Source organism: Variovorax ureilyticus (genome assembly GCF_050632185.1).
Taxonomy (GTDB): Bacteria; Pseudomonadota; Gammaproteobacteria; order Burkholderiales; family Burkholderiaceae_C; genus Variovorax; species Variovorax ureilyticus_A.
The window spans coordinates 804,410-829,018 of record NZ_CP192579.1; the positions used below are offsets into that span (position 1 = coordinate 804,410).

Sequence of the window (24,609 nt, forward strand, 5' to 3'; positions counted from 1 at the left end):
CGCATGCCTCCTTTGAGGCGGCTCGGCAGGAGGCATGACATGGCCCGAATGAAATTCATCTGCGACTCCGAGCGCTGCATCGAATGCAACGGTTGCGTCACCGCGTGCAAGAACGAAAACGAAGTGCCGTGGGGCGTGAACCGCCGCCGCGTCGTCACGCTCAATGACGGCGTGCCGGGCGAGCGCTCGATCTCCGTCGCATGCATGCACTGCTCCGACGCGCCTTGCATGGCGGTGTGCCCGGTCCAGTGCTTCTATCGCACCGAGGAAGGCGTGGTGCTGCACGACAAGGACGTCTGCATCGGCTGCGGCTACTGTTCCTACGCCTGCCCGTTCGGCGCACCGCAGTTCCCGTCGCAAGGCACCTTCGGTGCGCGCGGCAAGATGGACAAGTGCACCTTCTGCGCCGGCGGTCCCGAAGCCAACGGCTCCGAGGCCGAGTTCGAGAAATACGGCCGCAACCGCCTCGCGGAAGGCAAGCTGCCCGCCTGCGCCGAAATGTGCTCGACCAAGGCCCTGCTCGCGGGCGACGGCGATGTCGTGGCGGACATCTTCCGCACGCGCGTGGTCCAGCGCGGCAAGGGGGCGGAAGTCTGGGGCTGGGGCACGGCCTACGGTTCGCGCCAGGCCGGCACGCCGACGAACGGAGGCACCAAGTGAAGCGCGCACTTTCGACTGTCGTTTTCCTCGCCGTCGCGCTGCTCGTCGGCGCCTGCGGCGAAAGGCCTCAGACCAACCAGCACGGCGTGCGGTTCGACGCGCCGCCGTGGACTGGCAGCGGGGCGCAACCGAACACCGGCACGGCCTTCACGGCGAGCGGCTGGCAGCCCGGCGACCGTAACTCCTGGGAACAGCATCTCAAAGCGCGCATGCAGTTCAGCCAGAACGAATACACGCGGATCAACTGAAGCGGAGGCCGTATGAGACACGTGCTTAACGCGCTGGTCGTCGCCGCGGTGCTGGGTTGCGGCCTCGCCGGCGCGCAGACGCAGGCGCCGGCCACGACCGCCGCGCCGGCAGCGGCGCCCGCTGCGCCGGCCCAGGCCGACAGCGGCATCCGCAGCCAGAACATCTTCGAGGTCAAGCCCGATGCGAGCCAGGATCCCGGCTACCTCGACCAGACCAACGGCGAGCGCCAGCGTGTCCAGCCCGGTAACAACGCCCCGATGTGGCGGCAGGTGAGCGGTGGCGTCACCGGCGTCAGCAGCCTGCCGGTCGAGCAGGCGCCGGAGGCCGGAAACCTGATCCAGCGCTTCGTGACGTACCCCGGCTCGCACTACACCAACGCCGGGGAAGCCTGGCGCCAGGCGCGCAACAACCTGATCATTCCCTACGGCGCAGCACTGCTTTTCGTGACGCTGCTCGCGGTGACGATCTACTACTTCACGCGCGGAACGATCGACCTGCATGAAAGGGAGACCGGCCACAAAATCGAACGCTTCACGCCCTTCGAGCGTGCGACGCACTGGTCGAACGCGATCGCCTTCATCGTGCTCGCGATCTCGGGCATGGTGATGGCCTTCGGCAAGTTCTTCCTCTTGCCGATCCTCGGCGGTGCGCTTTTCGGCTGGCTGACCTACGTGCTCAAGACGGTGCACAACTTCGTCGGCCCGCTGTTCGTCCTGACCACGCTCTTCATGATCGTGACCTTCTTCCGAGACAACCTGCCGCACGGCTACGACATGGAATGGGTCCGCCGCGGCGGCGGGCTGTTCGGCGGCAGGGAGCCGCGCTCGCACCGCTTCAATGCCGGCGAGAAGGTCGTGTTCTGGGGTGGCGTGCTCCTGCTCGGCAGCTTCGTGATCGGGTCCGGGCTCTTCCTCGACAAGCTGCTTCCGGGCTTCGTCTACACGCGCGGCGAAATGCAGATCGCCCACATGATCCATGCGACCGCGACGCTGCTCATGATCGCGCTGATCATGGGCCACATCTACCTCGGCACGCTGGGCATGCGCGGCGCGTACGCTGCGATGCGCGAAGGCTACGTCGATGAAACCTGGGCCAAGGAGCATCACGAACTCTGGTACGACGACATCGCTGCCGGCAAGATCCCGGCCGAGCGCAGTGCCGAGGCCCGCGCTGCCGCCCACGCACCGGTCGCCGGCGCCCGCGTCGAAGGGAGTCCCTCATGAAGAAGTCGCTGATCCTCTGCGGCCTGTTGGCGGCCCTGTTCGCTGCGCCGGCTGCCTTCGCCAAGTTGCCCGCGCCGGCCGCCACGCCCGACGCCAAGCTCAAGGCCGCCGAAGCAACGCAAAAGGCGGCCTGGTCGGCGAAGGTCGATACCTTCCAGCTCTGCCCGGCGCAGGAGCGCGTGGTGGCCCATGTTCGCGACGGGCTGGTCGCCGCCGGCAAGCCGGTGCCCACCCCGACGCCGACGCCGCCTTGCGCCGACCCTGGCCCGTTCGCTTTCGCTGCGCCCGAGGAGGCGAAGCCTTCGGCCGAGGCGCCCCCGCGCCCAAGCAGTGACACTCCCGCGCCTGACGAGGGCCCGGGCGCCGCTCACGCGCGAGGTCGAAATCGTCGATGAGCACGGCGAGCGCGGCACTGTCTCCATCCCCGCCGAACGGGATCTCACGGTCTACGTCGATCGGCGCGAACTCGTCACGCTGATGACGCTCGGCGCCGAGCCCGAACTGCTCGTGCTGGGCTACCTGCTGAACCAGCGGCTCATCGAATCGGCCTCGGACGTCGAGTCGATCACCGTCGACTGGGACGTCGGCGGCGCGGCGGTGCGCACGCACACTGGCATCGACCGCATCGAGGAGCGCACCGCCAAGAAGGTCGTGACCACCGGCTGCGGGCAGGGCAGTGTCTTCGGCGAACTGATGGCCGGCATCGAGCGCCTGCGCCTGCCCGACACGCGCATCACGCAGGCGCAGCTCTATGCGCTGGTCAACACCATCCGCGTCCAGGAGAGCACCTACAAGTCGGCCGGGTCGGTGCACGGCTGCGCGCTGTTCACGCTCGACGAAGGCGGCGAGGGCGTGCGCATGCGCTGTTTCGTGGAGGACGTGGGCCGCCACAACGCGATCGACACCATTGCCGGCTGGATCGCGATGCAGCCCGCGAACGAGCTCGGTGGCGCGCGGGTGTTCTACACGACCGGCCGGCTGACCAGCGAGATGATCATCAAGTCGGCGCAGATGGGGGTCGCGATCGTGGTTTCGCGCAGCGGCATCACCCAGATGGGGCACGAGGTCGCCGGCCGCGTCGGCCTGTGCGCCATCGGCCGCGCGACCAACCGGCGCTTCCTCTGCTTTGCGGGCGCCGACCGGCTGGAACTCCAGCCGCAACTGGCCGGTGCGCGGCAGCCCGCGGCGGCCTGAGCGCCTAAATCCTTCAGTTTGGCGGGCGTTGGCCGCTCGGCTATCGTTTCGTCCATGAACGCTTCCCTCCGCCTTGGCTGGCGCACGCTCTGGCGCGACCTGCGCGCGGGCGAACTCCGGCTGCTCATCGTGGCCGTGCTGCTCGCCGTCGCGGCGCTGACCGCCGTCGGGTTCTTCGCCGACCGCCTCAAGGGCGGTCTCCAGCGCGATGCGCGCCAGTTGCTCGGTGGCGACGCGGTGCTTGCCAGCGACAACCCGACGCCTGCCGCCTTCATCGACCGTGCGCGTGCGCTGGGGCTCGAAACCACCTCGAACTACGGCTTCCCGACCATGGCGCGGGCGAGCGATGCGCAGGGCGGCGCGACCAAGCTGGTGGCGCTCAAGGCCGTCACCGCCGGCTATCCGCTGCGCGGCAGCCTGCTGGTCAGCAGCGACACCACCTCGCCGGGCCAGCCGACGCACGACATACCGGCGCCCGGCGACACCTGGGTCGACGGCTCGCTGCTCGAAGCGCTGGGCCTGCAGGTCGGCGACACGCTGCTGCTCGGCGACGCGGGCCTGCGCATCGCGCGCGTGATCACGCTGGAGCCCGACCGCGGCGCCGGCTTCATGAGCTTCGCGCCGCGCGTGATGATCAACCAGGCCGACGTGCCGCGCACCGGCCTCGTGCAGCCGGCGAGCCGCGTGAGCTACCGTTTCGCGGTGGCCGGCGAACCCGCCGCGGTGACGCGATTCAGCGATTGGGCGACCGAGACGCTCAAGCGCGGCGAGATCCGCGGCGCGCGGCTCGAGTCTTTCGAGAGCGGCCGCCCCGAGATGCGGCAGACGCTGGACCGCGCCGAGAAATTCCTGAACTTGGTCGCACTGCTGGCTGCGTTGCTGTCGGCGGTGGCGGTCGCCCTGGCGGCGCGCGGCTTCGCGGCGCGCCATCTCGACGACTGCGCGATGCTGCGCGTGCTCGGGCAGAGCCAGCGCACCATTGCCGGTGCCTATGCTTTCGAGTTCGCGGTCGTCGGCGTGATCGCCAGCGTGCTCGGCGTCGCGATCGGCTTCGGGGTGCACTACGCCTTCGTGATGCTGTTGGCGGGGCTGGTCGAGAACTCGCTGCCCGCGCCGACCCTCTGGCCGGTGGCCTTCGGTCTGGGCGTCGGGCTCACGCTGCTCTTCGCTTTCGGCCTGCCGCCGGTGCTTCAGCTCGCGCGAGTGCCGCCACTGCGCGTCATCCGCCGCGACGTCGGCAATCTGAAACCGGCGTCGATCGCGGTGCTTGCGCTGGGCGTGGCCGGCTTTGCGGCCTTGCTGGTCGCCGCCAGCAGCGACCTCAAGCTGGGGCTGATCGCGGTCGGCGGCTTCGCGGGCGCGGTGGCGGTGTTCGCGCTGCTGAGCTGGCTTGCCGTGCGGGTGCTGCGCCGCAGCGTCAACGAGACGACCGCGCCGCGCTGGCTGGTGCTTGCCACGCGGCAGATCTCGGCGCGTCCTGCCTATGCGGTGGTGCAAGTCAGCGCGCTGGCGGTCGGTCTGCTGGCGCTGATCCTTCTCGTGCTGCTGCGCACCGACCTCGTGTCGAGCTGGCGCAAGGCCACGCCGCCCGATGCGCCGAACCGCTTCGTCATCAACGTGATGCCGGACCAGAGCGAGGTGTTCCAGAAGACGCTGCGCGACGCGGGCGTGCGCAAGTTCGACTGGTATCCGATGATTCGGGGCCGGCTGGTCTCGGTCAACGGCCGCGCGGTCTCGCCCGACGACTACGCCGACGACCGCGCGAAGCGGCTGGTCGATCGCGAATTCAACCTCAGCAACAGCGCCGAGGCGCCGCCGCACAACATGATCACCGCCGGCACGTGGACGCCAGGCGCGGCGGGCGAAGTCAGCGTGGAGGAGGGCCTGGCCGAAACGCTCGGCCTGAAGCTCGGCGACGTGCTGCGCTTCGACATTGGCGGCCTGCAGAACGACGCGCGCATCACCTCGCTGCGCAAGGTGGACTGGGGTTCGATGCACGCCAACTTCTTCGTGATGTACACCGTGCCCGAACTGGCCGACGTGCCGGTCACCTACATGGGCGCGTTCCGTGCGCCGGACGTGAAGGGCTTCGACAACGCGCTCGTGCGGACCTATCCCAACATCACCAACGTCGACATGAGCGCCACCATCGGGCAGGTGCAGCGCGTGCTGGACCAGGTGATCCGCGCGGTGGAGTTCCTCTTCGGCTTCACGCTCGCTGCCGGGCTGGTGGTGCTGTTCGCCTCGGTCACCGCTACCCGCGAGGAGCGCGCGCGCGAGTTCGCGGTGATGCGCGCGGTCGGCGCGCGCGGCAGCCTGCTGCGGCAGGTGCAGCGTGCCGAGCTGGCGGGCGTCGGGTTGCTGGCGGGCTTTCTCGCGAGCATCGTGGCTTCGGCGATCGGGTGGGGACTCGCGCGCTACGTGTTCGATTTCAGCTGGACCGCATCGCCGCTGGTGCCGATCGCCGGTGCGCTGTCGGGTGCGGTGCTCGCGTGGGCAGCCGGCTGGTGGGGCTTGCGCGAAGTGCTGCGGCGGCCGGTGGTCGCCACCTTGCGCCAGGCGGCCGAATAGCGGCTCGGGGAACGCGCGGTGGAGCAAGGATTGGGAACCCCTCGCGCGCCGTTGCTGTAGGGTCACGACATGAACCTCACAGCATCCGCCCCCATTCTCGACATCAAGGACTTGTATTTCGGGCACCCTGGCCAGCCGGCGCTCGCGGTTGGATGGAGCGTATCCGTCGGCGCCGGGGTCACGCTGCTGTATGGCGACACCGGCAGCGGAAAGTCGACGCTTCTCCGTTTGATGGCGGGCGAGCTGCCCGCCGAGGGCCGGCTGAGCCTTGCAGGTGCACGCCTTGACCGCGAGCCTGAGGCCTATCAAAGAAACGTCTTCTTGTGCGACCCGGAGACCGATACGTTTGACAAGATCACGGCGGTCGAATGCACGGCGTTGCTCAACGCCGGCGATGCGGGCTTCAGCGAGGCCAGGTGGCGAACCTGCATCGAGGGGTTCTCCCTGGCCCCGCATCTCGGCAAGCCGATGTACATGCTTTCGACCGGGTCGAAGCGCAAGGTCTGGCTGGCGGCCGCGCTTGCTTCGGGGCGCGCACTTGCGCTGCTCGATGAACCGACGGGCGGGCTCGACGCCGCTTCGATCCGCTTCCTGTGGCGCGCACTCGCCGACCTCGCCGTGCTGCACTGGCCGCGCCATCGTTGTCGCAAGCGCCGCGAGGATCGATTCGGTCCCGCTTGCTGCTTCGATCGAGCTGCCGCTTTGCCTCTCGACACCTTTGAAGTCGTGATGTGCGCCCGGCGAACAAGCCCCGGCTAAAGCACCTCATCCCGAAGCTGCGGAAACACCTTCGACACCTTCGCGAGCAGGTAGTCGCCGTACTTGCCGTTGAAGGCGTGCACGTTCGCCCGGTCCCAGCGCGCGGCGCTGTCATCGAGTGCATCCGCACCCGCGAGCCCCTCGATGCGCCGCACGCGCGCTTCGAAATGCGGGTCGAAGAAGAGCGGAAACGACAGCCGGTCGCGCCCCGAGGTGTTGCGCGTCACGCGGTGCGGCGTCGATTTATAGAGGCCGCCGGTCATGCGGTCGAGCATGTCGCCGATGTTGCAGACGAACGAGCCCGCGACGGGCGGCGCCTCGATCCAGCCTTCCGGTGTGCGCACCTGCAGGCCGCCGACGTCGTCCTGGTGCAGGATCGTGAGCAGGCCGTAGTCGGTGTGCTCGCCGACGCCCCAGTGCACGTCCATGCCCTCGGGCACCGGTTGCGTCGGGTAGTTGAAGATCCGGAACAGGATCAGCGGGTCCGCGGTGTACCGGCTCGCGAAGTAGTCGGCCGGCAACCCGAGGCTGAGCGCGATGCCTTCCATCAACCGGTGGCCGAGGCGCGTGACCGCATCCATGTAGGCGAGGATGGTTTCGCGCAGCCCGTCGATCTCCGGAAACAGATTCGGCCCGTGCACCGGGGTGCGGGCGCGCACCAGCGGATGGTCCTCGGGCAGTTCGGTGCCGAGGTAGAGGCCTTCCTTCCAGTCCGGGCGGCCCGAGGTCAGCTCGCCCCCGAGAGGAAAGTAGCCGCGCCAGGCCCGGCCGCCCAGCGCCATCCGCCAGCGCATCTTCGTCGCCTCGTCTTGCCCGAAGAACCGATGGCTCAGGTCTTCGAGCCGCTTCACGAGTGCCGGATCGACGCCGTGGCCGGTCACGTAGAAGAAGCCGTGTGCGCGGCAAGCGGCGCCGATCCGTGCCGCCACGTCGTCACGCGCCGCACCGCCGGTGGCGAGCCCGGAAACATTGATGACCGGCAAAGCATCGTCAAAAGAAGGAGGGGGTAAATCTCGCATCCCGCCATGGTGCCGCAAGTCCTTGGGACAATGTGGTCCATGCAAATTCAGGAAAAGCCGCCCTTCGACACCCCCTTCGAATGGATCGGTGGCGAAGAAAAAGTCCACGCGCTGGTGGAGCGCTTCTACGATCTGATGGACCTGGAGCCTGCCTACACGCGCTTGCGCGCAGTGCACGGCACGTCGCTGGACAACGCGCGCCAGCGGCTCTTCTGGTTCCTGTGCGGCTGGCTCGGCGGCCCGCAGCACTACACCGACCGCTTCGGCCACCCGATGCTGCGCGCGCGGCATCTGCCGCAGAGCATCGGCGGCCACACCATCGGGATCAAGGAGCGCGACGAGTGGCTCGCCTGCATGGACCAGGCGATGGGCGAGACCGGCGTGCCCGAGGCGCTGCGCGCCCGGCTGCGCGAGTCGTTCTTCCAGACGGCCGATTGGATGCGCAACCGCAACGGGTAGCGGCCGAGGCCGGCGCTACATGTTCCGGCGCGACGGCGCCAGCAGCACCACGAGCGCACCCGCGCCGCCTTCGGCCGGTTTGGCCTGCACGAACGCCAGCGTCTCGTTCTTCTGAATCAGCCAGCGCTGCACCTTGGCCTTGAGCACCGGCTGCCGCCCGGGCGAGCCCAGGCCCTTGCCGTGCACCACGCGCACGCAGCGCAGGCCCTGCTTGTATGCATCTCGGATGAAGGCGCCGAGCGCCTCGCGCGCCTCGTCGGTGCGCATGCCGTGCAGATCGATCTGGCGCTGGATGGACCACTCGCCCGCGCGAAGCTTGCGCGTCACGTCGGTGTTGATGCCGGGGCGGCGGAAGCTCATCGCGTCGTCGGCGTCGAGCAGCGTGCTGACGTCGAATTCGTCGGACAGCGATTCGCGCAGAACGCGCTGTTCGTCGAGTTGCTGCTGCACCGGAAGCGGCGCGGGCGGCTCGGGCGCGAGATGCACCGCGGCCTTGCGGCGCAAGGGCTGGGTGGCGCCGATGGCGCGCGCGAAGAGATCCTGCTCGGCCGCGCGCTTTTTCTCGGCTGCTGCGTGGGCGACCGCTTCGGCGGCTTCGCGTTCGCGGCGCTCGGCCAGCGAGCGTTGCACGTCCTTGAGGTCGGCGAGGCTCTTGAGGTTCCTGGGTTTGGCGGACATTGCGTGCGGGGCGGGGGAAATGAGTCAGACGGCCAAGCTGACGTCGATCGGGCATCGCAGCATCAGCGCCGTGCCCGTGGCGCCGGACTGGATCTCCAGCGTGCCGCCGAGGCGCGTTGCGCGCACCTGCATGTTGCCGAGGCCCATGCCGGCGAGCGCGCCGGCAGGTGCGGTCGATTCGTTCGCAAAGCCACGGCCATTGTCGCGGATCGACAAAACCAGCTCCCCTGACGGGCTTCGATGCGGATGCTCACCTGCGTGGCGCCGCTGTGCTTGATCACGTTGGCGAGCGCTTCCTGCACCACGCGCAGGAAGTCGAGCCCGCGCTTGCCGCCCAGCCGGCAGCCCCGCAGTCCTTCGAGCGTCCAGCGGCATTCGATGTCCGCCGCCTCCAGCAGCCGCGTGCAGCGATGGCGCAGCGGCGCCAGGCGTTCCGCGAGGTCGTCGGCCTCATCGAAGGTGGCGCTTTCGATGATCAGGCGCAGGTCGTCGTTGACCTCGCGCAGCGCCCACAGCGCGATGCCGTCCTGCGCATCCTCTCGATTGCCGAGCGTGTTGATGTGGCTGCTCAGGGTCATGCCCAGGCCGTCGTGCAGGTCGCGCACCAGGCTCAGACGCTCGGCGAGGCGGGTCTGCTCCAGCTCCGCATCGTGCTGGCGGCGCAGGCCTTCGGCGAGTTCGCGGGTGGCCTGTGCGACGCGCTGCTGGAGCTCGACGTTGAAGTTCTCGACCAGCCGCATGCTCTTGACCATGCGCCACGTCAGCGTGAACGCGATGCCCAGCATCGTCGCGCTGGCCGACATCGTGGCGTAGTAGAGGCCGCCGGGCAGCCATTCGAGGAACACCAGCGTGTCGTGCACGCCGGTGGCCACCGGGATCAGCAGACAGAGCGAGAGGACCGCCGCCTCGGTGCGCCGCGACCGGATGGCATTGCGCATGATCAGCGCAATGCTGCCGAAGAAGGTCGCCAGCGTCACGAGCACCGTGGCATTGCGCAGTGGCTCCTGCACCGACGACGGCGAGAGCAGCAGCGTCGCGAGACCGGCGGCGGTGAAGGCGAGCGCCGCGCGATGTGCCGCCTTGTGCGTGATCTCGCAGTAGGCCAGCGCGAACATCAGGAAGGCGCCAACGCTCGCGAACATCGCCAGGTGATTGAACCGCTGGAAAGCCTCGGTGCTGCCGAAGGGCCACGGGCTGACCGCGACGTAGTTGTACGAGTAAAGCACCCACAGCAGCGAGAACAGGCCGAACCAGCCATACGGCACTTCCTTGCGGCGGAAGAGCCAGAACATGCCGTACAGCACCCCCATGCCCAGCGTGAGGCCGATGTCGAGCATCTGCATCGCGCGCCGCGTGAAGTCGGCCTCGCGGTACAGCGCGTGCACCGAGTGTGGCTCGCCGATCGTCACGGCGCCGAGCGACGGCTGGTAGGGCGCGAGGCCCGAGACGCGCACCAGCAGCTCGTTCGCACCGGGGCGCAGCAGCGGCGCATCGAATGTCCAGTAGCGCGGCAGGTTCCACGAACGCGAGAGCGGCTCGACCAGACTGCTGTCGCTGTCGATCAGGCTCCCGTTCAGGTACACCGCACCGGCCATGTTGATGTATTCGATCATGAGGCCGACGGGCCGAGGCGGGGCCACGTCGGCGGGTTCGTCCCATCGCAGGCGATACCAGACGACGCCGTCGAAGCCGGGCCAGCGGGCGGTCCAGCCGTCGGGCAGCGTCACCGGCGTCCAGCCTTCCGTGGGCGGCGATGCGGCGTCCCATGCGGAGCGTGCGGCCTCGGCCTGCAGCCTTGGCGTCTCTGCGGCGGCTGTCGACGGGACGAGCAGGAAAGCGAGGAGGGCGAGCCACGCAAAGAGCGCGCCGGCCGGGAAGATCAGGGCAGCAGACCCTGCGCCCGCGCGCTGTACACGGCACCGGCACGCGACCGCACAGCGAGCTTGCGGTAGATGTTCTTGGCGTGGCATTCGACGGTGTTGATCGACAGGGTCAGGCTTTGAGCGATCTCGCGATTGCTGTGGCCCTGTGCGACCAGTCGCAGCACGTCCATCTCGCGTTCGCTCAGTTCGGCGGTTGCCGCCGGAACCGGCGCTTGGGTGATGGTAGCAAGGGCGGATGACGCCGGCTGCGGTGCGGCCACGAGCTTGAGGATGCGTCGGGCGATCACGGGGTCGATCGGTGCGCCGCCGCGCTGCATGCTGCCCAGGGAGAGCTCGAGTTCGGTGTCGCTGCCGTTCTTCAGCAGGTAGCCCACCGCGCCGCCACGGATCGCCTGCAGCACGGTGGCATCGTCGCCGAGGCTGGAGACGACCACCGCGTCGACCCCGGGTGCATGCGCCTGCATCCACGGCAGCAGTTCGAGCCCGCTGCCGTCGGGCAGGCCGACGTCGAGCAGGGCGAGGTCGTACTTCGCGCTGGCGAGCCGTTCGCGCGCCTCGGCCAGCGATCCGGCCATCGCGCAGCGGGCGCGGGGCGCAGCCGCGGCGGCCACGCGCTCCAGGCGCGCGCGGACGGCGTGGTCGTCGTCGACGATCAGGATGTCTTCCACGGTGCGTTCCGGCTGGTCATGGGTGAATCGCGCATTGTCGTTGCAGCCGCTGAAGCCCAGGCCGGCGCTCAGATCAGACCGCGTTCAGCCATCGAGAGCGTGTGCCCGCGGCCGACGACCATGTGGTCGAGCACGCGGACATCGATGACTGCCAGGGCGTTCTTGAGTGTCTGGGTCAGGAGCTCGTCGGCGCGCGAAGGCTCCGTGCAGCCGCTCGGGTGGTTGTGGGCCAGCACCACCGCGGCGGCGCGATGGTGCAGGGACCGGGCGACCACCTCGCGCGGGTAGACGCTGGTTTGCGTGAGGGTGCCGCGGAAAAGCTCTTCCATGGCGATCAGGCGGTGCCTCGCGTCCAGGAAAAGCGCCGCGAACACCTCGTGCGGCCTGGCGGACAGGTGAAGCTGCAGGTACTGCTTCACGGCCTCGGGCGAGTCGAAGACGGGGCTCTCCTTGAGCCCCTCGGCCATGGCGCGACGCGCGAGTTCGAGGACGGCGGCAAGCTCGGCGCGCTTGGCGGTGCCTCCCAGGCCCTTGATGCGCTTGAGGTCATCGAGCTCCGCGTGCAGGAGGCCGTGAAGGCCGCCGAAGGCCTCCAGCAGTTCCTCTGCGAGCTGCAGCACGTTCTTTCCGCGAATGCCGGTGCGCAGCAGCAGGGCCACCAGCTCCGCGTCGGCCAGCGCGCCGGGGCCGAAATCCATGAGCTTCTCGCGCGGCCGCGATTGTGCAATCAGGTCCTTGAATGACATGGCTTCTACGGGGTTCTGGCCCCTCTCCCTAAAATACGCTCCTCAGTCTATAGCGGCCTCCCACCTTGTCCTCGACCACTCAGCCCGCCGTCGTCACGGCCGGTTCCTTTCTCACCCTGCACTACCGCCTTGCCGGTCCTGCGGGCGACATCATCAACACCTTCAACGACAAGCCCGCCACGCTGTCGCTGGGCACCGGCGAGCTTTCGCCTGCGGTCGAGCAGCGGCTGATCGGCCTGGAAGAGGGCACGCACACCACCTTCGAGCTGCCGGCCGGCGCGGCTTTCGGCGAGCGCAATCCCGACATGCAGCAATGGGTCGCGCGCAAGCTGCTCGCGCAGATGGGCGACCCGGACGAGCAGTACGCGGTCGGCGACGTGGTGCAGTTCCCGACGCCGGACGGCACCGGCAGCTACGCCGGCGCGGTGATCGAGTCGAACGAGACCGCGGTGCGCTTCGATTTCAACCATCCGCTCGCAGGTCAGCCGGTGACCTTCGAGGTCAAGCTGATCGGTGTGCTGTGAGCAGGATCCAGGAAGTCATCCTGGCCGAGCCGCGCGGCTTCTGCGCGGGCGTCGATCGCGCGATCGAGATCGTCGAGCGCGCGATCGCGAAGTTCGGTGCGCCGATCTACGTGCGTCACGAGATCGTGCACAACACCTATGTGGTCAACGAGCTCAAGGCCAAGGGCGCGATCTTCATCGAGGACCTCGCCGAAGTGCCGCCGGGCGCGACGCTGGTGTTCAGCGCGCACGGCGTCAGCAAGGCGGTGCAGGCCGAGGCGCGCGAGCGCGGATTCGATGTCTTCGACGCGACTTGCCCGCTCGTGACCAAGGTCCACGTCGAGGTCGCGAAGCTCGCCAAGGAAGGCTACGAGTTCATCATGATCGGCCACAAGGGCCATCCGGAAGTCGAAGGCACGATGGGGCAGCTCTCCAGCGGCATCCATCTCGTGGAGGACGTGGAAGACGTCGGGCGCGTGGCGCCTTCGCAGACGGAGAAGCTGGCGGTCGTCACGCAGACGACGCTGTCGGTGGACGATGCCGCCGAGATCTCCGCCGCCGTGCGTGCGCGTTTTCCGAAGGTGCGCGAGCCCAAGCAGCAGGACATCTGCTACGCGACGCAGAACCGGCAGGACGCGGTGAAGCTCCTGAGCCCGCAGGTCGATCTGGTGATCGTGGTCGGCAGCCCGACCAGTTCCAACAGCAACCGCCTGCGCGAGCTGGCGCAGCGCCTGGGCACCGAGAGCCACATGGTCGATTCGGCCGCCGAGCTCAAGCCCGAGTGGTTCGAGGGCAAGACGCGCGTCGGCCTGACCGCAGGCGCTTCGGCGCCCGAGGTGCTGGTGCGGGAGGTGACCGATCGCATCAAGGCGCTCGGCGCCGTGTCGGTGCGCAAGATGGACGGCATCCAGGAAACGCTCAAATTCCCGCTGCCGAAGGGCCTCAAGCTCGACGACGTGCCGGCGCCGGGACATATCTCGTGACGGGCGGCGCGGTCGACTGGCGCGGGGACATCGAGGCGGCGTCGAGGCGTGCGCGTGAACGTGCGCCCGGATTCCTGCGCGAGACGCCGCTCTGGAAGCTTCAGGGCGCGGCGCTGGGCCTTGCGGCTCGCCATGTCGAAGTCTGGTTGAAGCTCGAGCAGCTTCAGATCAGCGGCAGCTTCAAGGCGCGCGGCATGATGAACCGGCTGCTGGCCAACGAGATCCCGGCGAGCGGCGTGATCGTCGCCTCGGGCGGCAACGCCGGCATCGCGACGGCGGCTGCGGCGCAGGCGCTCGGGGTGCATTGCGAAGTCTTCCTGCCGAACGTGTCGTCCGAGGCCAAGCGTGCGCGGCTTCGTTCGCTGGGTGCTCAGGTGGTGGTCGGTGGCGATGCGTACGCCGATGCGCTGGCTGCCTGCCTCGAGCGGCAGCGCGAGACGGGAGCGTTGCTGACCCACGCCTATGACCAGCCCGAAGTGGTCGCGGGCGCCGGTACGCTGGGACTCGAGATCGAACGCCAAGGCGGCGTGCCGGATTCGGTGCTCGTCAGCGTCGGCGGCGGTGGTCTGATCGGCGGCCTGGCCGCGTGGTTCGAACAGCGGGCGCGCGTCGTGGCGCTCGAACCCGAACGGGCGCCGACCTTGTTCAAGGCGCGCGAGGCCGCTGAGCCGGTGGACGTCGAAGTCGGCGGCATCGCGGCCGACTCGCTCGGTGCGCGACGCATCGGAAGCATCGCCTGGGAGATCACGCAGCGCCATGTATCGGATGCGCTGGTGCTGTCCGACGACGCGATCCGCGCCGCCCAGCTCTGGCTGTGGAAGGAGCTGAAGCTTGCCGTCGAGCCGGCGGCCGCGCTGCCGCTGGCCGCATTGCAGAGCGGCGCCTATGCGCCGCAGGGCGGCGAGAAGGTCTGCCTCATCGTCTGCGGAGCCAACGTGGACCCTGCCACGCTGGCCTGAAGGGCCGGCCCTTCAGGCCGCACCTAAAATCGCGCAATGCTCGATATCACACTGTTACGCAGGGACCTCGCCTCGGTCGTTGCGCGCCTCGAAACCCGCAAGAAGAACCAGCCCTACCTCGACGTCGCCGGGTTCAGTTCGCTCGAGGCCGAACGCAAGACCCTGCAGACCCGCACCGAGGAATTGCAGGCGCGGCGCAACGCCCTCAACAAGCAGATCGGGCCGCTGAAGGCGAAGGGCGAGTCGGTCGATGCGCTGATGGCCGAAGTCAACGCGCTCAAGGCCGAGCAGGAGTCGTCGGCCACCCGGCTCGACGAACTCCAGCCCGAGCTGCATGCGCTGCTGCTCGCGGTGCCCAATCTGCCGCACGCAAGCGTGCCGGTCGGCGAGGACGAGCAGGCCAATGTCGAAATCCGCCGCTGGAGCCCCAGGGGCGGTGCGGGCGGTTCGGCCGAGCCGCTGGCGTTCGCGGCCAAGGACCACGTCGACCTCGGCACGCCGCTGGGGCTGGATTTCGAGACGGGCGCGAAGCTCTCGGGCTCGCGCTTCAACGTGATGAAGGGACCGATCGCGCGCCTGCATCGCGCGCTGTCGCAGTTCATGATCGACCTGCAGACGCAGCAGCACGGCTATACCGAGTGCTACGTGCCGTACATCGTCAACGCCGAGACGCTGCGCGGCACGGGCCAGTTGCCCAAGTTCGAGGGCGACCTGTTCGCCGCGAAGAAGGGCGGTCAGGAAGGCGAGGCCGCACCGGACCTGCAGGCGCTCTATCTCATCCCGACAAGCGAAGTGCCGCTCACGAACTTCGTGCGCGACGAGGTGGTGCCCGAGGCGCAACTGCCGATCCGCCTGACCGCGCACACGCCGTGCTTCCGCTCGGAGGCGGGCAGCGCAGGCCGCGACACGCGCGGCATGATCCGGCAGCACCAGTTCGACAAGGTCGAGATGGTGCAGATCACGCATCCCGAGAAGAGCTATGAAGCGCTCGAAACCATGGTGGGTCACGCCGAGGCGGTGTTGCAGGCGCTCGAACTGCCCTATCGCGTCGTGCTGCTCAGCACCGGCGACATGGGGTTCGGATCGAGCAAGACCTACGACCTCGAAGTGTGGTTGCCGGCACAGGACACCTATCGCGAGATCAGCTCGGTATCGAACTGCGAGGCCTTCCAGGCACGTCGGCTGCAGGCGCGCTTCAAGAATGCGCAGGGCAAGAACGAACTGGTGCACACGCTCAATGGCTCGGGCCTGGCGGTGGGGCGGACGCTGGTCGCGGTGCTCGAAAACCACCAGAACGAAGACGGGTCGATCAACGTGCCTCAGGCGCTTCGTCCGTACCTTGGCGGCCTCGAAGTTTTGCGCCCGTGACGAAGAACCGGCCGAAGCTCTGCTAGAATCGCGGGCTCGACCAACACCGGAGAGGTGGCAGAGTGGTCTAATGTACCTGACTCGAAATCAGGCGTGGGTTCATAGCCCACCGAGGGTTCGAATCCCTCCCTCTCCTCCAGAACTGCAAAACGCCCCATTCGGGGCGTTTTTGCTTTCTATCCGCTTCTTTTCCCAACATCGCACCGCTACCCATGGACGTCGTCGTCAACGAGGAACTCAAGGCCTATATCGATCCCTTGACGGCGGAGGAATTCGAGGCGCTGGAGCGCAGCCTGCTGGCCGAGGGTTGCCGCGATGCCCTGGTGCTGTGGGGCGATGTGCTGGTGGATGGCCACAACCGCTACGCGATCTGCCGCAAGCACGGCCTGCCGTTCCAGACCGTGCAGAACACGCGCTTCAAGTCGATCGAGGATGTCCACCTCTGGATGATCGACCAGCACCTGGGGCGGCGAAGCATCTCCGACTTCCAGCGCGGCGTGCTGGCCCTGCGCAAGCGCGAGATCGTGGCGGCGCGGCGGGCCCGGCGCGATGAGACGCCCGCCGAGCCTTCGGGCGAGGCCGTCCATGCGACGCCGGTCGAAACGTCGGCTGCCGAGGACGCCCTGCAGACCCGGGAAGCCGTGGCCCGCGCCGCGCGACTGCGCAGCAACCAGGTCGTGATGATCGAGAAGATCCAGCGAAGCGCTGCGCCGGAAGTGGTGGCTGCGGTGAAATCCGGAACGCTCTCGCTCAACGCCGCGGCCGCGGTGGCCAGCTTGCCGGCCGAGGAGCAGGTTGCGGCCGCGGTGGCCGGCAAGGACGAGCTCAAGCAGGCGGCCAAGCGCGTGCGCGAGGCACGGCGCAAGCCGGCGCGCGAGATGGATGCGGCGGCGCAATCCGATGCGCCGGAGACAGGCGGCGATGATGACGGCGCAGCCGTGCTGCGTCGGCAAGTGAGCGAACTGCGCGCGGAGAACGCCAAGCTGACCGCCGAGAATGCCGCGCTGCGCAAGCAGGTCCTGGCGCTGCTCGCGAAGGGTGCACCGGCCGCCAGCGCCGCCCAGCCCGATCCGGTGAACGGCGAGACGGATGCCGATGCGCCGTTCTAGCCTGGCTCAGATGCCGTTCAGGCCCTCGGCCTCGATCCGCCGCGCATAAGCCGCGAGCACGAGGCGTTCCGAGTGCACCAGGTACTCGTTGAGCTCCGTCGCCGCCTTGCCGAATTCGCCCGCCTCGGCCAGTTCGAGGATCTTCTGGTTCATGTCGACGTAGGGTGCATGCAGGAATTCGGGGTCCCGCAGCAAGCCAAACGCCAGTCGAAGTTCCGCCAGCACCTGCGCGAAAAGCTGGTTGAGCCGCTCGCTGTCGGCCAGTTCGACGATGCCCATGTGGAAGGCCATGTTGTCCGTGCCGACGCCCAGCCAGTCCGAAGCGGCCCGGTGGCGCAGGCCCGATTCGACGGCCTGGCGCATGCGCGCCTTCGCGGGATGGCGCGGATACGCCTCCCGCAGCGCCTGGCATTCGATCAGCCGGCGCACGCGGTAGATGTCGATGATCGACGCGATGCTCGGCACGGCGACGAAGACGCCCCGGTTCGGTGCGTGCTTGAGCAGGCCATCCTTCGTCAGCACCCGGAAGACTTCCCGCAGGGTATTGCGCGAGATGTCCAGGCTTTCGCTGAGCGCCTGCTCGGAAAGCCGCTGTCCCGGCGATAGCTCGCCCTGCGTGATCATCCGCCGCAACTGCTCGGCCACGCGCTCGCTCAATGTGACGGGAGGAGGGGAGGTGGGTGCGGGTCGCGTCATCGGTGAATGGTGGTTGGGGTGGCGGACGATTTGTAGCAGATCGGCCGCGTGCTGAGGGTGAATGCTCCACCTTCCCCGGGGAATCATCCAATCAGAGTCTGCCCATCATCGGTGCATCGTAGGTGTTTGCACCAATGAAAATATCAAACTGGTGCGACAACAATATTAAATTGTTCAACAAAACGGTGGTTTTGGTTCTATTTGATGGCGCTCATGGTTGATCGATTGGCACGCGTCTTGCGACCATCGAGCGCCGTTCCCTTCCACTTTTCACCGATGACTCCAAGGAGCGACCTATGGTCAGTGACGTTCATCTGTGGCCACTCATCGGAGTGGCCGTCATCATTGCGGGCTTCGTCCTGCGGTTCAATCCGATGCTGGTCGTGATCGTCACGGCGATCGTGACGGCCTTCGCGGCCGGCTTTCCGCTGCAGAAGATCCTCGCGACCATCGGCACCGGCTTCGTGAAGACGCGCAATCTGCCGCTCATCATCCTGCTGCCGCTGACCGTGATCGGCCTGCTGGAGCGGCACGGGCTGCGCCAGCATGCGCAGAACTGGATCAGCCGCATCAAGTCGGCGACCGCCGGCCGCCTGCTCATCGTTTATCTGGGCGCGCGCCAGTTGACGGCGGCCGTGGGGCTGACCAGCCTCGGCGGCCATCCGCAGATGGTGCGCCCGCTGCTGGCGCCGATGGCCGAGGGCGCAACGGAAGCGCGTTACGGCAAGCTGCCGGAGAAGGTGCGTCACAAGCTGCGTGCCTATTCGGCGGCCACCGACAACGTGGGCCTGTTTTTCGGTGAGGACATGTTCGTGGCTTTCGGCGCGATCGTGCTGATGACGACTTTCCTGCGCGAAGCCGGCATCGAGGTCGAGCCGATCCGCGTCGCGTTGTGGGGCATTCCGACGGCGATTTCGGCCTTCGTCATCCATGCATGGCGCCTGCGTCGGCTGGACAAGGCGCTGGCAGTCGAGTTGGCGAACGGGCCCGCCTCCGGCGAATCGTCCGAATCCGCCGGCGCGGGACCCGTCGCGAGCAAGGCAGGAGCGTGACCATGGTGCTGTCCATCGCCCATCTCTACTATCTCGTCGGCGCGATCCTCGCGCTCACCGCCGCGATGACGCTGGCGGACCGCCGGCATCCCAGGCGCTATTCCAGCGCGCTGTTCTGGGGGCTGTACGCGGTGGTGTTCCTCGTCGGCGACCAATTGCCGCCCGTGTGGGTCGGCGTCGGCGCGATCGCCATGGCGCTGATCGCCGGCTTCGGCGGTGTCGGCGTGGGCCATCATGCCGCGCGCTCGGTGGCCGAGTACGCGGCCAGCGCCAAGCGGCTGGGCAACAAGCTCTTCGTTCCCGCGCTGGCGATTCCGCTGCTGACGATGATCGGCACGCTCTCGGCCAGCCATCTCAAGATCGCCAGCGTGCCGCTGCTCGATCCGAAGAACACCACGCTGGTGAGTCTCGGCATCGGCTGCGTCGTGGCGCTGGCGCTGGCCTGCTGGCTGACCCGCGAGACGCCTGCGCAGGGCATCCGCGAGTCGCGCCGCCTGACCGATGCGCTCGGCTGGGCGCTGGTGCTGCCGCAGATGCTCGGCATGCTCGGCCTGGTGTTCTCCGACGCGGGCGTGGGCAAGGCGGTGGCTTACATCACCACCAGCTACATCAACATGGACGTGCGCTTCTTCGCGGTGGCGGTGTACGTGGTCGGCATGGCGCTCTTCACCGTCATCATGGGCAACGGCTTCGCGGCCTTCCCGGTGATGACGGGCGGCGTGGGCGTGCCGGTGCTGGTGGGCGTGTTCCACGGCGATCCGGCGGTGATGGCCGCGGTCGGCATGCTGTCGGGCTACTGCGGCACGCTGATGACGCCGATGGCGGCGAACTTCAACATCGTGCCCGCTGCATTGCTGGAGCTGCCGGACAAGAATGCGGTGATCCGCGTGCAGGTGCCGACGGCGCTGGTGCTGCTCACGGTGAACGTTTTCCTGCTGAACTTCCTGATGTTCCGTTGAAAGGCCCGTCATGACACGACGCGAATCGGACCGCCGCATTCTGGTCACCGGCTTCGAGCCCTTCGAGCGCGACACGGTCAATCCCTCGTGGGAGGTCGCCCGTGCGCTCGACGGGTGGGTGTGCGAGGGTGCCGAGGCGCAGGCTGTTCAATTGCCCTGTGCGTTCGGCCGCGCGATCGAGGTGCTCGATGGCGCGTTGGCCGAGTGCCGGCCGACGCTCGTGGTGGCGCTCGGCCTCGCCGGCACGCGCCTGGAGATCACGCCCGAGCGCGTGGCGATCAACGTCGACGATGCGCGCATCGCGGACAACGCGGGCGGCCAGCCCATCGACCAGCCGGTGATCGCGGGGGCGCCGGCCGCCTACTTCTCGACCTTGCCGATCAAGGCCATCGTGCGCGACATGCGCGCGGCGGGCGTGCCGGCGTCGGTGTCGAACACGGCGGGCACCTTCGTCTGCAACCACGTCTTCTTCGCGCTGATGCACCGGCTCGCGACGCGACCCGAACTGGCCTCGGCGCGCGGCGGCTTCGTCCATCTGCCGTGCCTGCCGGAGCAGGCGGCCCGTCTGGCCGGCGTGCCCAGCATGGCGCTGGCCACGCAGGTCGAGGGGCTGCGCACGCTGCTGCGCACGGCGCTCACCGTGCGGCAGGACGTGCGGGAGACCGGCGGCCAACTGCATTGAACTCGAGACAGGAAACCCAGCAATGAACATCGACCTGAACAGCGATCTCGGCGAGAGCTTCGGTGCCCGGCGCATGGGCGACGATGCCGCCATGCTCGGCATCGTGAGCAGCGCCAACGTGGCATGCGGCTTTCATGCGGGCGATCCGGCCGGCATCCTGCAGACGCTGCGCCGCGCCCGGGAGAACGGCGTCACCGTGGGCGCGCACGTGGCCTATCCGGACCTCGCGGGCTTCGGTCGCCGCCCCATGGATGTGGCGAGCGCCGACCTGCGCGCGGATGTGATCTACCAGATCGGCGCGCTCAAGGGGCTTGCGACGGCAGCCGGCACGACGGTGCGCTACGTCAAGCCGCACGGCGCGCTCTACAACACCATCGCGAAGGACGAGCGGCAGGCGCAGGACGTGATCGCCGCGATCCGCGAGATCGATGCCGGGCTCGTGCTGGTCGCGCTCGCGGGCTCGCCGCTCATCGGCTGGGCGCAGGCGCAGGGGCTGCGCGTGGTCGCGGAGGCCTTCGCCGATCGCGCCTACGAGTCCGACGGCTCGCTGGTGTCGCGGCGCAAGCCGGGTTCGGTGCTGCACGACCCACAGGAGGTCGCAACGCGCATGCTGCGCCTCGCGCGCGAGGGCGTGGTCACCGCGATCGACGGCAGTACGGTGCGCATCGAGGCCGACTCGATCTGCGTGCATGGCGATAGCCCGGGTGCGGTCGAGATGGCGCGCGAGGTGCGCGGGCTGCTCGAGCGCGAGGGCGTGGCCATCCGTTCGTTCGTCGAACCCGCCGCTGCCGGACAGGGGGCTGATGCGCTTCCTCCCCGTCAACCTCGACGCCGTGCTCGTCGAGCTGGATGACCTTTCCCAGACGCTGTCGCTGCTGGCGTCCTTGCGGGTCCAGCCGATCGCAGGCGTGGGCGAGATCGTGCCCGCTGCGCGCACGCTGCTGGTGAACTTCCGCCCCGCCGCGATCCCGCGTGCGGAACTGATCGAGCGCATCGGCGGCCGCAGCCTCGATGCGCGTGTCGAGCAGGCCGGCGAGCGCATCGAGATTCCCGTCACTTACGACGGCGAAGACCTGGAGGATGTCGCGCGCCTGCTCGGCATCTCGGCCCAGGAGGTCATACGCCGCCACACTGGCAGCGATTACACGGTGGCGTTCACCGGCTTCGCGCCGGGCTTCGCCTATCTCACGGGCGGCCATCCGAGCTTCGACCTGCCGCGCCGTGCGACGCCGCGCACGCGCATTCCCGCAGGTGCGGTCGGGCTGGCCGGGACCTTCAGCGGCGTCTATCCGCAGGCGAGCCCGGGCGGCTGGCAGATCATCGGCGTGACGGCCACGCCGATGTGGGATCTTTCGCGTGAACGCCCCGCGTTGTTGCAGCCGGGACAGCGCGTGCGCTTCGTCGATGCGGGTGCGCGTGCTGTGGCGGTGCCGGCGGTCGCGCCTGCCGAATCGACGCCGGCTTTCGGGCCGACGGAGGGCGCTCATGCGCTGGAGGTCCGCCAGACGGGATTGCAGGCGCTTTTTCAGGATCCGGGCCGGCACGGCCAGGCCGGGCAGGGTGTTTCGGCTTCCGGCGCGATGGACCGCGCCTCGCTGCGCGCTGCCAACCGGCTGGTGGGCAATCCCGCCGACGCGGCGTGCATCGAAGCGGTCTACGGCGGCTTCCAGCTCGTGTGTCGCGGTGAAGCTGTCGTGGCGGTCACCGGTGCGGAGGCGCCCCTCGACCTGATCGCCGTCAACGGCGCGCGCTGGCCCGTGCCGCGCCACGCGCCGGTTGCGATGACCCATGGCGACACGCTGGTCTTCGGCGAGCCGCGCGCGGGCATCCGTTCGTACATCGCGGTGCGCGGCGGCTTCGCGGTCGCGCCGGTGCTCGGAAGCTGTGCGACCGACACGCTGGCGAACATCGGCCCGCGCCCGATCGTGGCGGGCGACGTGTTGCCGATCCGTCCGGCGCCGGTCGGCGCGGTCGTTGGCGAGCCCGAGTTGCCGCGCAACGATCTGCCGACGCTCGGCGCGGTCGTGACGCTCGATGTCGTGATGGGCCCGCGCACCGACTGGTTCACGCCCGAGGCCGTTGAACGCTTCGCGCGCCAGACCTGGACCGTCACGCCGCAATCCAACCGGGTCGGCGTGCGGCTCGCGGGCGACGAGCCGCTGGTGCGTACCGAAGCCATGGCGCGCGCCGAACTGCCCAGCGAGGGAACAGCCCTTGGTGCACTGCAGGTGCCGCCGAACGGGCAGCCCGTGCTGTTCATGGCCGACCATCCGCTGACCGGCGGCTATCCGGTGATCGCCACGGTCGCCACCTACCACCTCGATCGCGCGGGACAACTGCCGGTCGGCGCGCGCATCCGCTTCCGTCCCATTGCCGCTTTCGAGGCGGTGCCGCGTTGAGCGTGCTCCGCCATTTCCATCCTTTTGCCCTGACGCCCATGAAGAAAGTCCTCATTGCCAACCGTGGCGAGATCGCCGTGCGCATCGTGCGCGCCTGTGCCGACTACGGTGTGAAATCGGTCGCGGTCTATGCCGATGCCGACATCGACGCGCTGCACGCGCGCATGGCCGACGAGGCCTACGGCCTGGACGGCAACCGGCCCGCCGACACCTACCTCCACATCGACAAGCTGCTGGCCATCGCCGCGCGCTGCGGCGCGGACGCGGTGCATCCGGGCTACGGCTTCCTCTCGGAGAGCGCGGTGTTCGCGCAGGCCGTCATCGATGCGGGCCTGACCTGGATCGGCCCGCCGCCCTCGGCGATCGAGCGGCTCGGCGACAAGGTGCAGGCGCGCAAGATCGCGCTGGAGGTCGGCGCCCCGCTGGTCGCGGGCACGGCCGATCCGGTCAGTGGCGCGCAGGACGTGCTCGCCTTCGCGGAAGAGCACGGACTGCCGATTGCGATCAAGGCGGCCTTCGGCGGCGGCGGGCGCGGCCTCAAGGTGGCCTGGCGCATGGACGAGGTGGCCGATCTCTACGAATCGGCGGTGCGCGAGGCCGTCACCGCCTTCGGCCGCGGCGAATGCTTCGTCGAGCAGTTCCTCGACCGGCCGCGGCACATCGAGGCCCAGGTGATCGCCGACACGCACGGCCGCGTGGTCGTGCTCGGCACGCGCGACTGCTCCCTGCAGCGGCGCAACCAGAAGCTGATGGAAGAAGCGCCTGCGCCCTTCATCAGCGAGGAACAGCGCGAGCGCATCCACGGTGCCGCGCGCGACGTCTGCGCCAGGGCGGGTTACGTCGGCGCGGGCACGGTCGAGTTCCTGCTGAGCCGCTCGGGCGCCATTTCTTTCCTCGAAGTGAACACGCGGCTGCAGGTCGAGCATCCGGTGACGGAAGAAACCAGCGGCCTCGATCTGGTGGTGGAGCAGCTGCGTGTCGCCGATGGCCTGCCGCTCTCCATCGCGGAGACGCCGGCGCCGCGCGGCCATGCCATCGAGTTCCGCATCAATGCCGAGGATGTGGGGCGTGGCTTCCTGCCGTCGCCGGGCCGTGTCATTGCTTTCGAGCCGCCGTCGGGTCCCGGTGTACGCGTGGATTCGGGCGTGGCGTCGGGTTCGACCGTGCCGGGTACCTTCGATTCGCTCATGGCGAAGCTGATCGTCACCGGCGCTACGCGCGAACAGGCGATCGCCCGCGCGCGCCGCGCGTTGGCGGAATTCCGCATCGAAGGCGTGGCCTCGGTGCTGCCTTTTCATCGCGCTGTGCTGCAGCAGGCGGATTTCAGGGGCGACGAAGGTTTCAAGGTGCACACGCGCTGGATCGAGACCGACTTCGCCGATGAACTGGCTGTGGCGGCCCGGCCCGAGCCGCTGCCCGCCGCCGCGCTGCATCGCACCGCGATGGAGATCGACGGCCGCCGCGTGGCGCTGGGGTTGCCCGCCGAACTGCTGCGTGGCCTGCAGTCCGCCGCGACCGCGCCGGCACCGGCCGTGGAGGGAGTTCCAGCCTCCGATCCCGCCGCCGTTGCCGCACCCATCGCAGGCACGGTGCGGGCCTGGAAGTGCGAGGACGGCGCCGAAGTCGCACAGGGCGAGGTCATCGCCGTCATGGAAGCGATGAAGATGGAAATGCAGGTCTGCGCGCACCGCGCCGGCCGGCTGGCGCGCGGTGCCGAGGCAGGCGCCTACGTGGAGGCCGGCGCCTTCATCGGGCGGATCTCTTCCGGGGGCTCGGAGGCATAGCCCTCG

At 68.7% G+C, this 24,609-nt stretch carries 25 protein-coding genes and 1 tRNA gene; 20 read left to right on the forward strand and 6 right to left on the reverse strand.

All coding sequences use genetic code 11. The annotated features are described in order from the left end of the window. The first annotated feature begins 39 nt into the window (after positions 1-39). The 7 genes from fdh3B (at position 40) to ACQ858_RS03880 (ending at position 6,656) form a co-directional block, all read left to right on the forward strand. Positions 40-660 (forward strand): formate dehydrogenase FDH3 subunit beta, encoded by a 621-nt coding sequence (gene fdh3B, locus ACQ858_RS03850; RefSeq protein ID WP_088955992.1) that lies wholly within the window; start codon positions 40-42, stop codon positions 658-660. Further along, positions 657-908, forward strand: coding sequence for a hypothetical protein (locus tag ACQ858_RS03855; protein ID WP_431275488.1), 252 nt, complete (start codon positions 657-659; stop codon positions 906-908). Before fdh3B ends, ACQ858_RS03855 begins: the two co-directional genes overlap by 4 nt. 12 nt (positions 909-920) lie before the next feature. After that, positions 921-2,132 (forward strand): formate dehydrogenase subunit gamma, encoded by a 1,212-nt coding sequence (locus tag ACQ858_RS03860; protein ID WP_431275489.1) that lies wholly within the window; start codon positions 921-923, stop codon positions 2,130-2,132. After that, positions 2,129-2,527: a hypothetical protein gene (locus ACQ858_RS03865; RefSeq protein WP_431275490.1), complete on the forward strand. Its 399-nt coding sequence runs from the start codon at positions 2,129-2,131 to the stop codon at positions 2,525-2,527. The genes ACQ858_RS03860 and ACQ858_RS03865 overlap by 4 nt, the downstream gene beginning before the upstream one ends. Beyond that, positions 2,463-3,326 carry a formate dehydrogenase accessory sulfurtransferase FdhD gene (locus tag ACQ858_RS03870; RefSeq protein WP_431275491.1) on the forward strand — a complete coding sequence of 288 codons (864 nt, stop codon included), beginning with the start codon at positions 2,463-2,465 and terminating at the stop codon, positions 3,324-3,326. The genes ACQ858_RS03865 and ACQ858_RS03870 overlap by 65 nt, the downstream gene beginning before the upstream one ends. A 54-nt stretch (positions 3,327-3,380) precedes the next feature. Then, positions 3,381-5,897 (forward strand): ABC transporter permease, encoded by a 2,517-nt coding sequence (locus ACQ858_RS03875; protein ID WP_431275492.1) that lies wholly within the window; start codon positions 3,381-3,383, stop codon positions 5,895-5,897. 69 nt (positions 5,898-5,966) lie between these two features. Then, complete coding sequence (locus tag ACQ858_RS03880) at positions 5,967-6,656, forward strand: ABC transporter ATP-binding protein (protein WP_431275493.1); 690 nt, start codon at positions 5,967-5,969, stop codon at positions 6,654-6,656. Here the strand turns inward: ACQ858_RS03880 and ACQ858_RS03885 are convergent. After that, the gene (locus ACQ858_RS03885) at positions 6,653-7,639 is read right to left on the reverse strand and encodes an isopenicillin N synthase family dioxygenase (RefSeq protein ID WP_431275494.1); all 987 of its coding nucleotides are present in this window, start codon (positions 7,637-7,639) and stop codon (positions 6,653-6,655) included. The two genes, ACQ858_RS03880 and ACQ858_RS03885, sit on opposite strands and share 4 nt — an antisense overlap. A 75-nt stretch (positions 7,640-7,714) precedes the next feature. Here ACQ858_RS03885 and ACQ858_RS03890 point away from each other — a divergent pair, with 75 nt between their 5' ends. Further along, positions 7,715-8,134, forward strand: coding sequence for a group II truncated hemoglobin (locus tag ACQ858_RS03890; protein ID WP_431275495.1), 420 nt, complete (start codon positions 7,715-7,717; stop codon positions 8,132-8,134). Positions 8,135-8,149: 15 nt separating this feature from the next. On the opposite strand, the gene ACQ858_RS03895 is transcribed toward ACQ858_RS03890, so the two are convergent. The 4 genes from ACQ858_RS03895 to radC form a co-directional block, all read right to left on the reverse strand. Continuing rightward, positions 8,150-8,812 (reverse strand): Smr/MutS family protein, encoded by a 663-nt coding sequence (locus ACQ858_RS03895; RefSeq protein ID WP_431275496.1) that lies wholly within the window; start codon positions 8,810-8,812, stop codon positions 8,150-8,152. A 62-nt stretch (positions 8,813-8,874) separates the two neighbouring features. Continuing rightward, the gene (locus ACQ858_RS03900) at positions 8,875-10,782 is read right to left on the reverse strand and encodes a 7TM diverse intracellular signaling domain-containing protein (RefSeq protein ID WP_431275497.1); all 1,908 of its coding nucleotides are present in this window, start codon (positions 10,780-10,782) and stop codon (positions 8,875-8,877) included. Beyond that, on the reverse strand, positions 10,692-11,363 hold the full coding sequence (locus ACQ858_RS03905) for a response regulator (protein WP_431275498.1): 672 nt from the start codon (positions 11,361-11,363) through the stop codon (positions 10,692-10,694). The genes ACQ858_RS03900 and ACQ858_RS03905 overlap by 91 nt, the downstream gene beginning before the upstream one ends. 68 nt (positions 11,364-11,431) lie before the next feature. Continuing rightward, entirely contained in the window at positions 11,432-12,109 is a 678-nt protein-coding gene (gene radC / locus ACQ858_RS03910) for a RadC family protein (protein WP_431275499.1), read from the reverse strand. A 65-nt stretch (positions 12,110-12,174) separates the two neighbouring features. Here radC and ACQ858_RS03915 point away from each other — a divergent pair, with 65 nt between their 5' ends. The 6 genes from ACQ858_RS03915 to ACQ858_RS03940 all read left to right on the forward strand — a co-directional run bounded on the left by ACQ858_RS03915 (position 12,175) and on the right by ACQ858_RS03940 (position 17,031). Next, positions 12,175-12,633, forward strand: a complete 459-nt coding sequence (locus ACQ858_RS03915) for an FKBP-type peptidyl-prolyl cis-trans isomerase (RefSeq protein ID WP_431275500.1) — start codon at positions 12,175-12,177, stop codon at positions 12,631-12,633. Next, entirely contained in the window at positions 12,630-13,595 is a 966-nt protein-coding gene (gene ispH, locus ACQ858_RS03920; RefSeq protein ID WP_431275501.1) for a 4-hydroxy-3-methylbut-2-enyl diphosphate reductase, read from the forward strand. The genes ACQ858_RS03915 and ispH overlap by 4 nt, the downstream gene beginning before the upstream one ends. Continuing rightward, positions 13,592-14,554: a threonine/serine dehydratase gene (locus ACQ858_RS03925; protein WP_431275502.1), complete on the forward strand. Its 963-nt coding sequence runs from the start codon at positions 13,592-13,594 to the stop codon at positions 14,552-14,554. The genes ispH and ACQ858_RS03925 overlap by 4 nt, the downstream gene beginning before the upstream one ends. Before the next feature lie 36 nt (positions 14,555-14,590). Further along, positions 14,591-15,922, forward strand: coding sequence for a serine--tRNA ligase (serS, locus tag ACQ858_RS03930; RefSeq protein ID WP_431275503.1), 1,332 nt, complete (start codon positions 14,591-14,593; stop codon positions 15,920-15,922). A 48-nt stretch (positions 15,923-15,970) separates the two neighbouring features. Continuing rightward, a tRNA-Ser gene (locus ACQ858_RS03935) sits at positions 15,971-16,061 on the forward strand. Positions 16,062-16,134: 73 nt separating this feature from the next. Then, a complete protein-coding gene (locus ACQ858_RS03940) occupies positions 16,135-17,031 on the forward strand; it encodes a plasmid replication/partition related protein (RefSeq protein WP_431275504.1) in 897 nt (298 codons plus the stop codon). A gap of 6 nt (positions 17,032-17,037) precedes the next feature. Here ACQ858_RS03940 and ACQ858_RS03945 read toward each other — a convergent pair whose 3' ends face one another. After that, positions 17,038-17,727, reverse strand: coding sequence for a GntR family transcriptional regulator (locus tag ACQ858_RS03945; RefSeq protein WP_431275505.1), 690 nt, complete (start codon positions 17,725-17,727; stop codon positions 17,038-17,040). Positions 17,728-18,023: 296 nt separating this feature from the next. On the opposite strand from ACQ858_RS03945, the gene ACQ858_RS03950 reads away from it, so the two are divergent. The 6 genes from ACQ858_RS03950 to ACQ858_RS03975 are packed head-to-tail and all read left to right on the forward strand — an operon-like array spanning position 18,024 to position 24,603. Next, positions 18,024-18,779, forward strand: coding sequence for a DUF969 domain-containing protein (locus ACQ858_RS03950; protein ID WP_431275506.1), 756 nt, complete (start codon positions 18,024-18,026; stop codon positions 18,777-18,779). A 2-nt stretch (positions 18,780-18,781) separates the two neighbouring features. Then, entirely contained in the window at positions 18,782-19,738 is a 957-nt protein-coding gene (locus ACQ858_RS03955; RefSeq protein WP_431275507.1) for a DUF979 domain-containing protein, read from the forward strand. Between the two features lie 10 nt (positions 19,739-19,748). Then, complete coding sequence (pcp, locus tag ACQ858_RS03960) at positions 19,749-20,420, forward strand: pyroglutamyl-peptidase I (RefSeq protein ID WP_431275508.1); 672 nt, start codon at positions 19,749-19,751, stop codon at positions 20,418-20,420. A gap of 22 nt (positions 20,421-20,442) precedes the next feature. Further along, positions 20,443-21,273 (forward strand): LamB/YcsF family protein, encoded by an 831-nt coding sequence (locus tag ACQ858_RS03965; RefSeq protein ID WP_431275509.1) that lies wholly within the window; start codon positions 20,443-20,445, stop codon positions 21,271-21,273. After that, a complete protein-coding gene (locus ACQ858_RS03970; RefSeq protein ID WP_431275510.1) occupies positions 21,224-22,819 on the forward strand; it encodes a 5-oxoprolinase/urea amidolyase family protein in 1,596 nt (531 codons plus the stop codon). The genes ACQ858_RS03965 and ACQ858_RS03970 overlap by 50 nt, the downstream gene beginning before the upstream one ends. Before the next feature lie 38 nt (positions 22,820-22,857). Continuing rightward, entirely contained in the window at positions 22,858-24,603 is a 1,746-nt protein-coding gene (locus tag ACQ858_RS03975) for an acetyl/propionyl/methylcrotonyl-CoA carboxylase subunit alpha (RefSeq protein WP_431275511.1), read from the forward strand. The last annotated feature ends 6 nt before the right edge of the window (positions 24,604-24,609 follow it).

Coding starts and splice junctions, on each gene's coding strand:
- fdh3B (WP_088955992.1), top strand. CDS start 40: ATGGCCCGAATGAAATTCATCTGCGACTCCGAGCGCTGCATCGAATGC.
- ACQ858_RS03860 (WP_431275489.1), top strand. CDS start 921: ATGAGACACGTGCTTAACGCGCTGGTCGTCGCCGCGGTGCTGGGTTGC.
- ACQ858_RS03865 (WP_431275490.1), top strand. CDS start 2,129: ATGAAGAAGTCGCTGATCCTCTGCGGCCTGTTGGCGGCCCTGTTCGCT.
- ACQ858_RS03875 (WP_431275492.1), top strand. CDS start 3,381: ATGAACGCTTCCCTCCGCCTTGGCTGGCGCACGCTCTGGCGCGACCTG.
- ACQ858_RS03880 (WP_431275493.1), top strand. CDS start 5,967: ATGAACCTCACAGCATCCGCCCCCATTCTCGACATCAAGGACTTGTAT.
- ACQ858_RS03890 (WP_431275495.1), top strand. CDS start 7,715: ATGCAAATTCAGGAAAAGCCGCCCTTCGACACCCCCTTCGAATGGATC.
- ACQ858_RS03895 (WP_431275496.1), bottom strand. CDS start 8,812: ATGTCCGCCAAACCCAGGAACCTCAAGAGCCTCGCCGACCTCAAGGAC.
- ACQ858_RS03900 (WP_431275497.1), bottom strand. CDS start 10,782: ATGCCACGCCAAGAACATCTACCGCAAGCTCGCTGTGCGGTCGCGTGC.
- radC (WP_431275499.1), bottom strand. CDS start 12,109: ATGTCATTCAAGGACCTGATTGCACAATCGCGGCCGCGCGAGAAGCTC.
- serS (WP_431275503.1), top strand. CDS start 14,591: ATGCTCGATATCACACTGTTACGCAGGGACCTCGCCTCGGTCGTTGCG.
- ACQ858_RS03940 (WP_431275504.1), top strand. CDS start 16,135: ATGGACGTCGTCGTCAACGAGGAACTCAAGGCCTATATCGATCCCTTG.
- ACQ858_RS03945 (WP_431275505.1), bottom strand. CDS start 17,727: ATGACGCGACCCGCACCCACCTCCCCTCCTCCCGTCACATTGAGCGAG.
- ACQ858_RS03950 (WP_431275506.1), top strand. CDS start 18,024: ATGGTCAGTGACGTTCATCTGTGGCCACTCATCGGAGTGGCCGTCATC.
- ACQ858_RS03955 (WP_431275507.1), top strand. CDS start 18,782: ATGGTGCTGTCCATCGCCCATCTCTACTATCTCGTCGGCGCGATCCTC.
- pcp (WP_431275508.1), top strand. CDS start 19,749: ATGACACGACGCGAATCGGACCGCCGCATTCTGGTCACCGGCTTCGAG.
- ACQ858_RS03965 (WP_431275509.1), top strand. CDS start 20,443: ATGAACATCGACCTGAACAGCGATCTCGGCGAGAGCTTCGGTGCCCGG.
- ACQ858_RS03970 (WP_431275510.1), top strand. CDS start 21,224: ATGCGCTTCCTCCCCGTCAACCTCGACGCCGTGCTCGTCGAGCTGGAT.
- ACQ858_RS03975 (WP_431275511.1), top strand. CDS start 22,858: ATGAAGAAAGTCCTCATTGCCAACCGTGGCGAGATCGCCGTGCGCATC.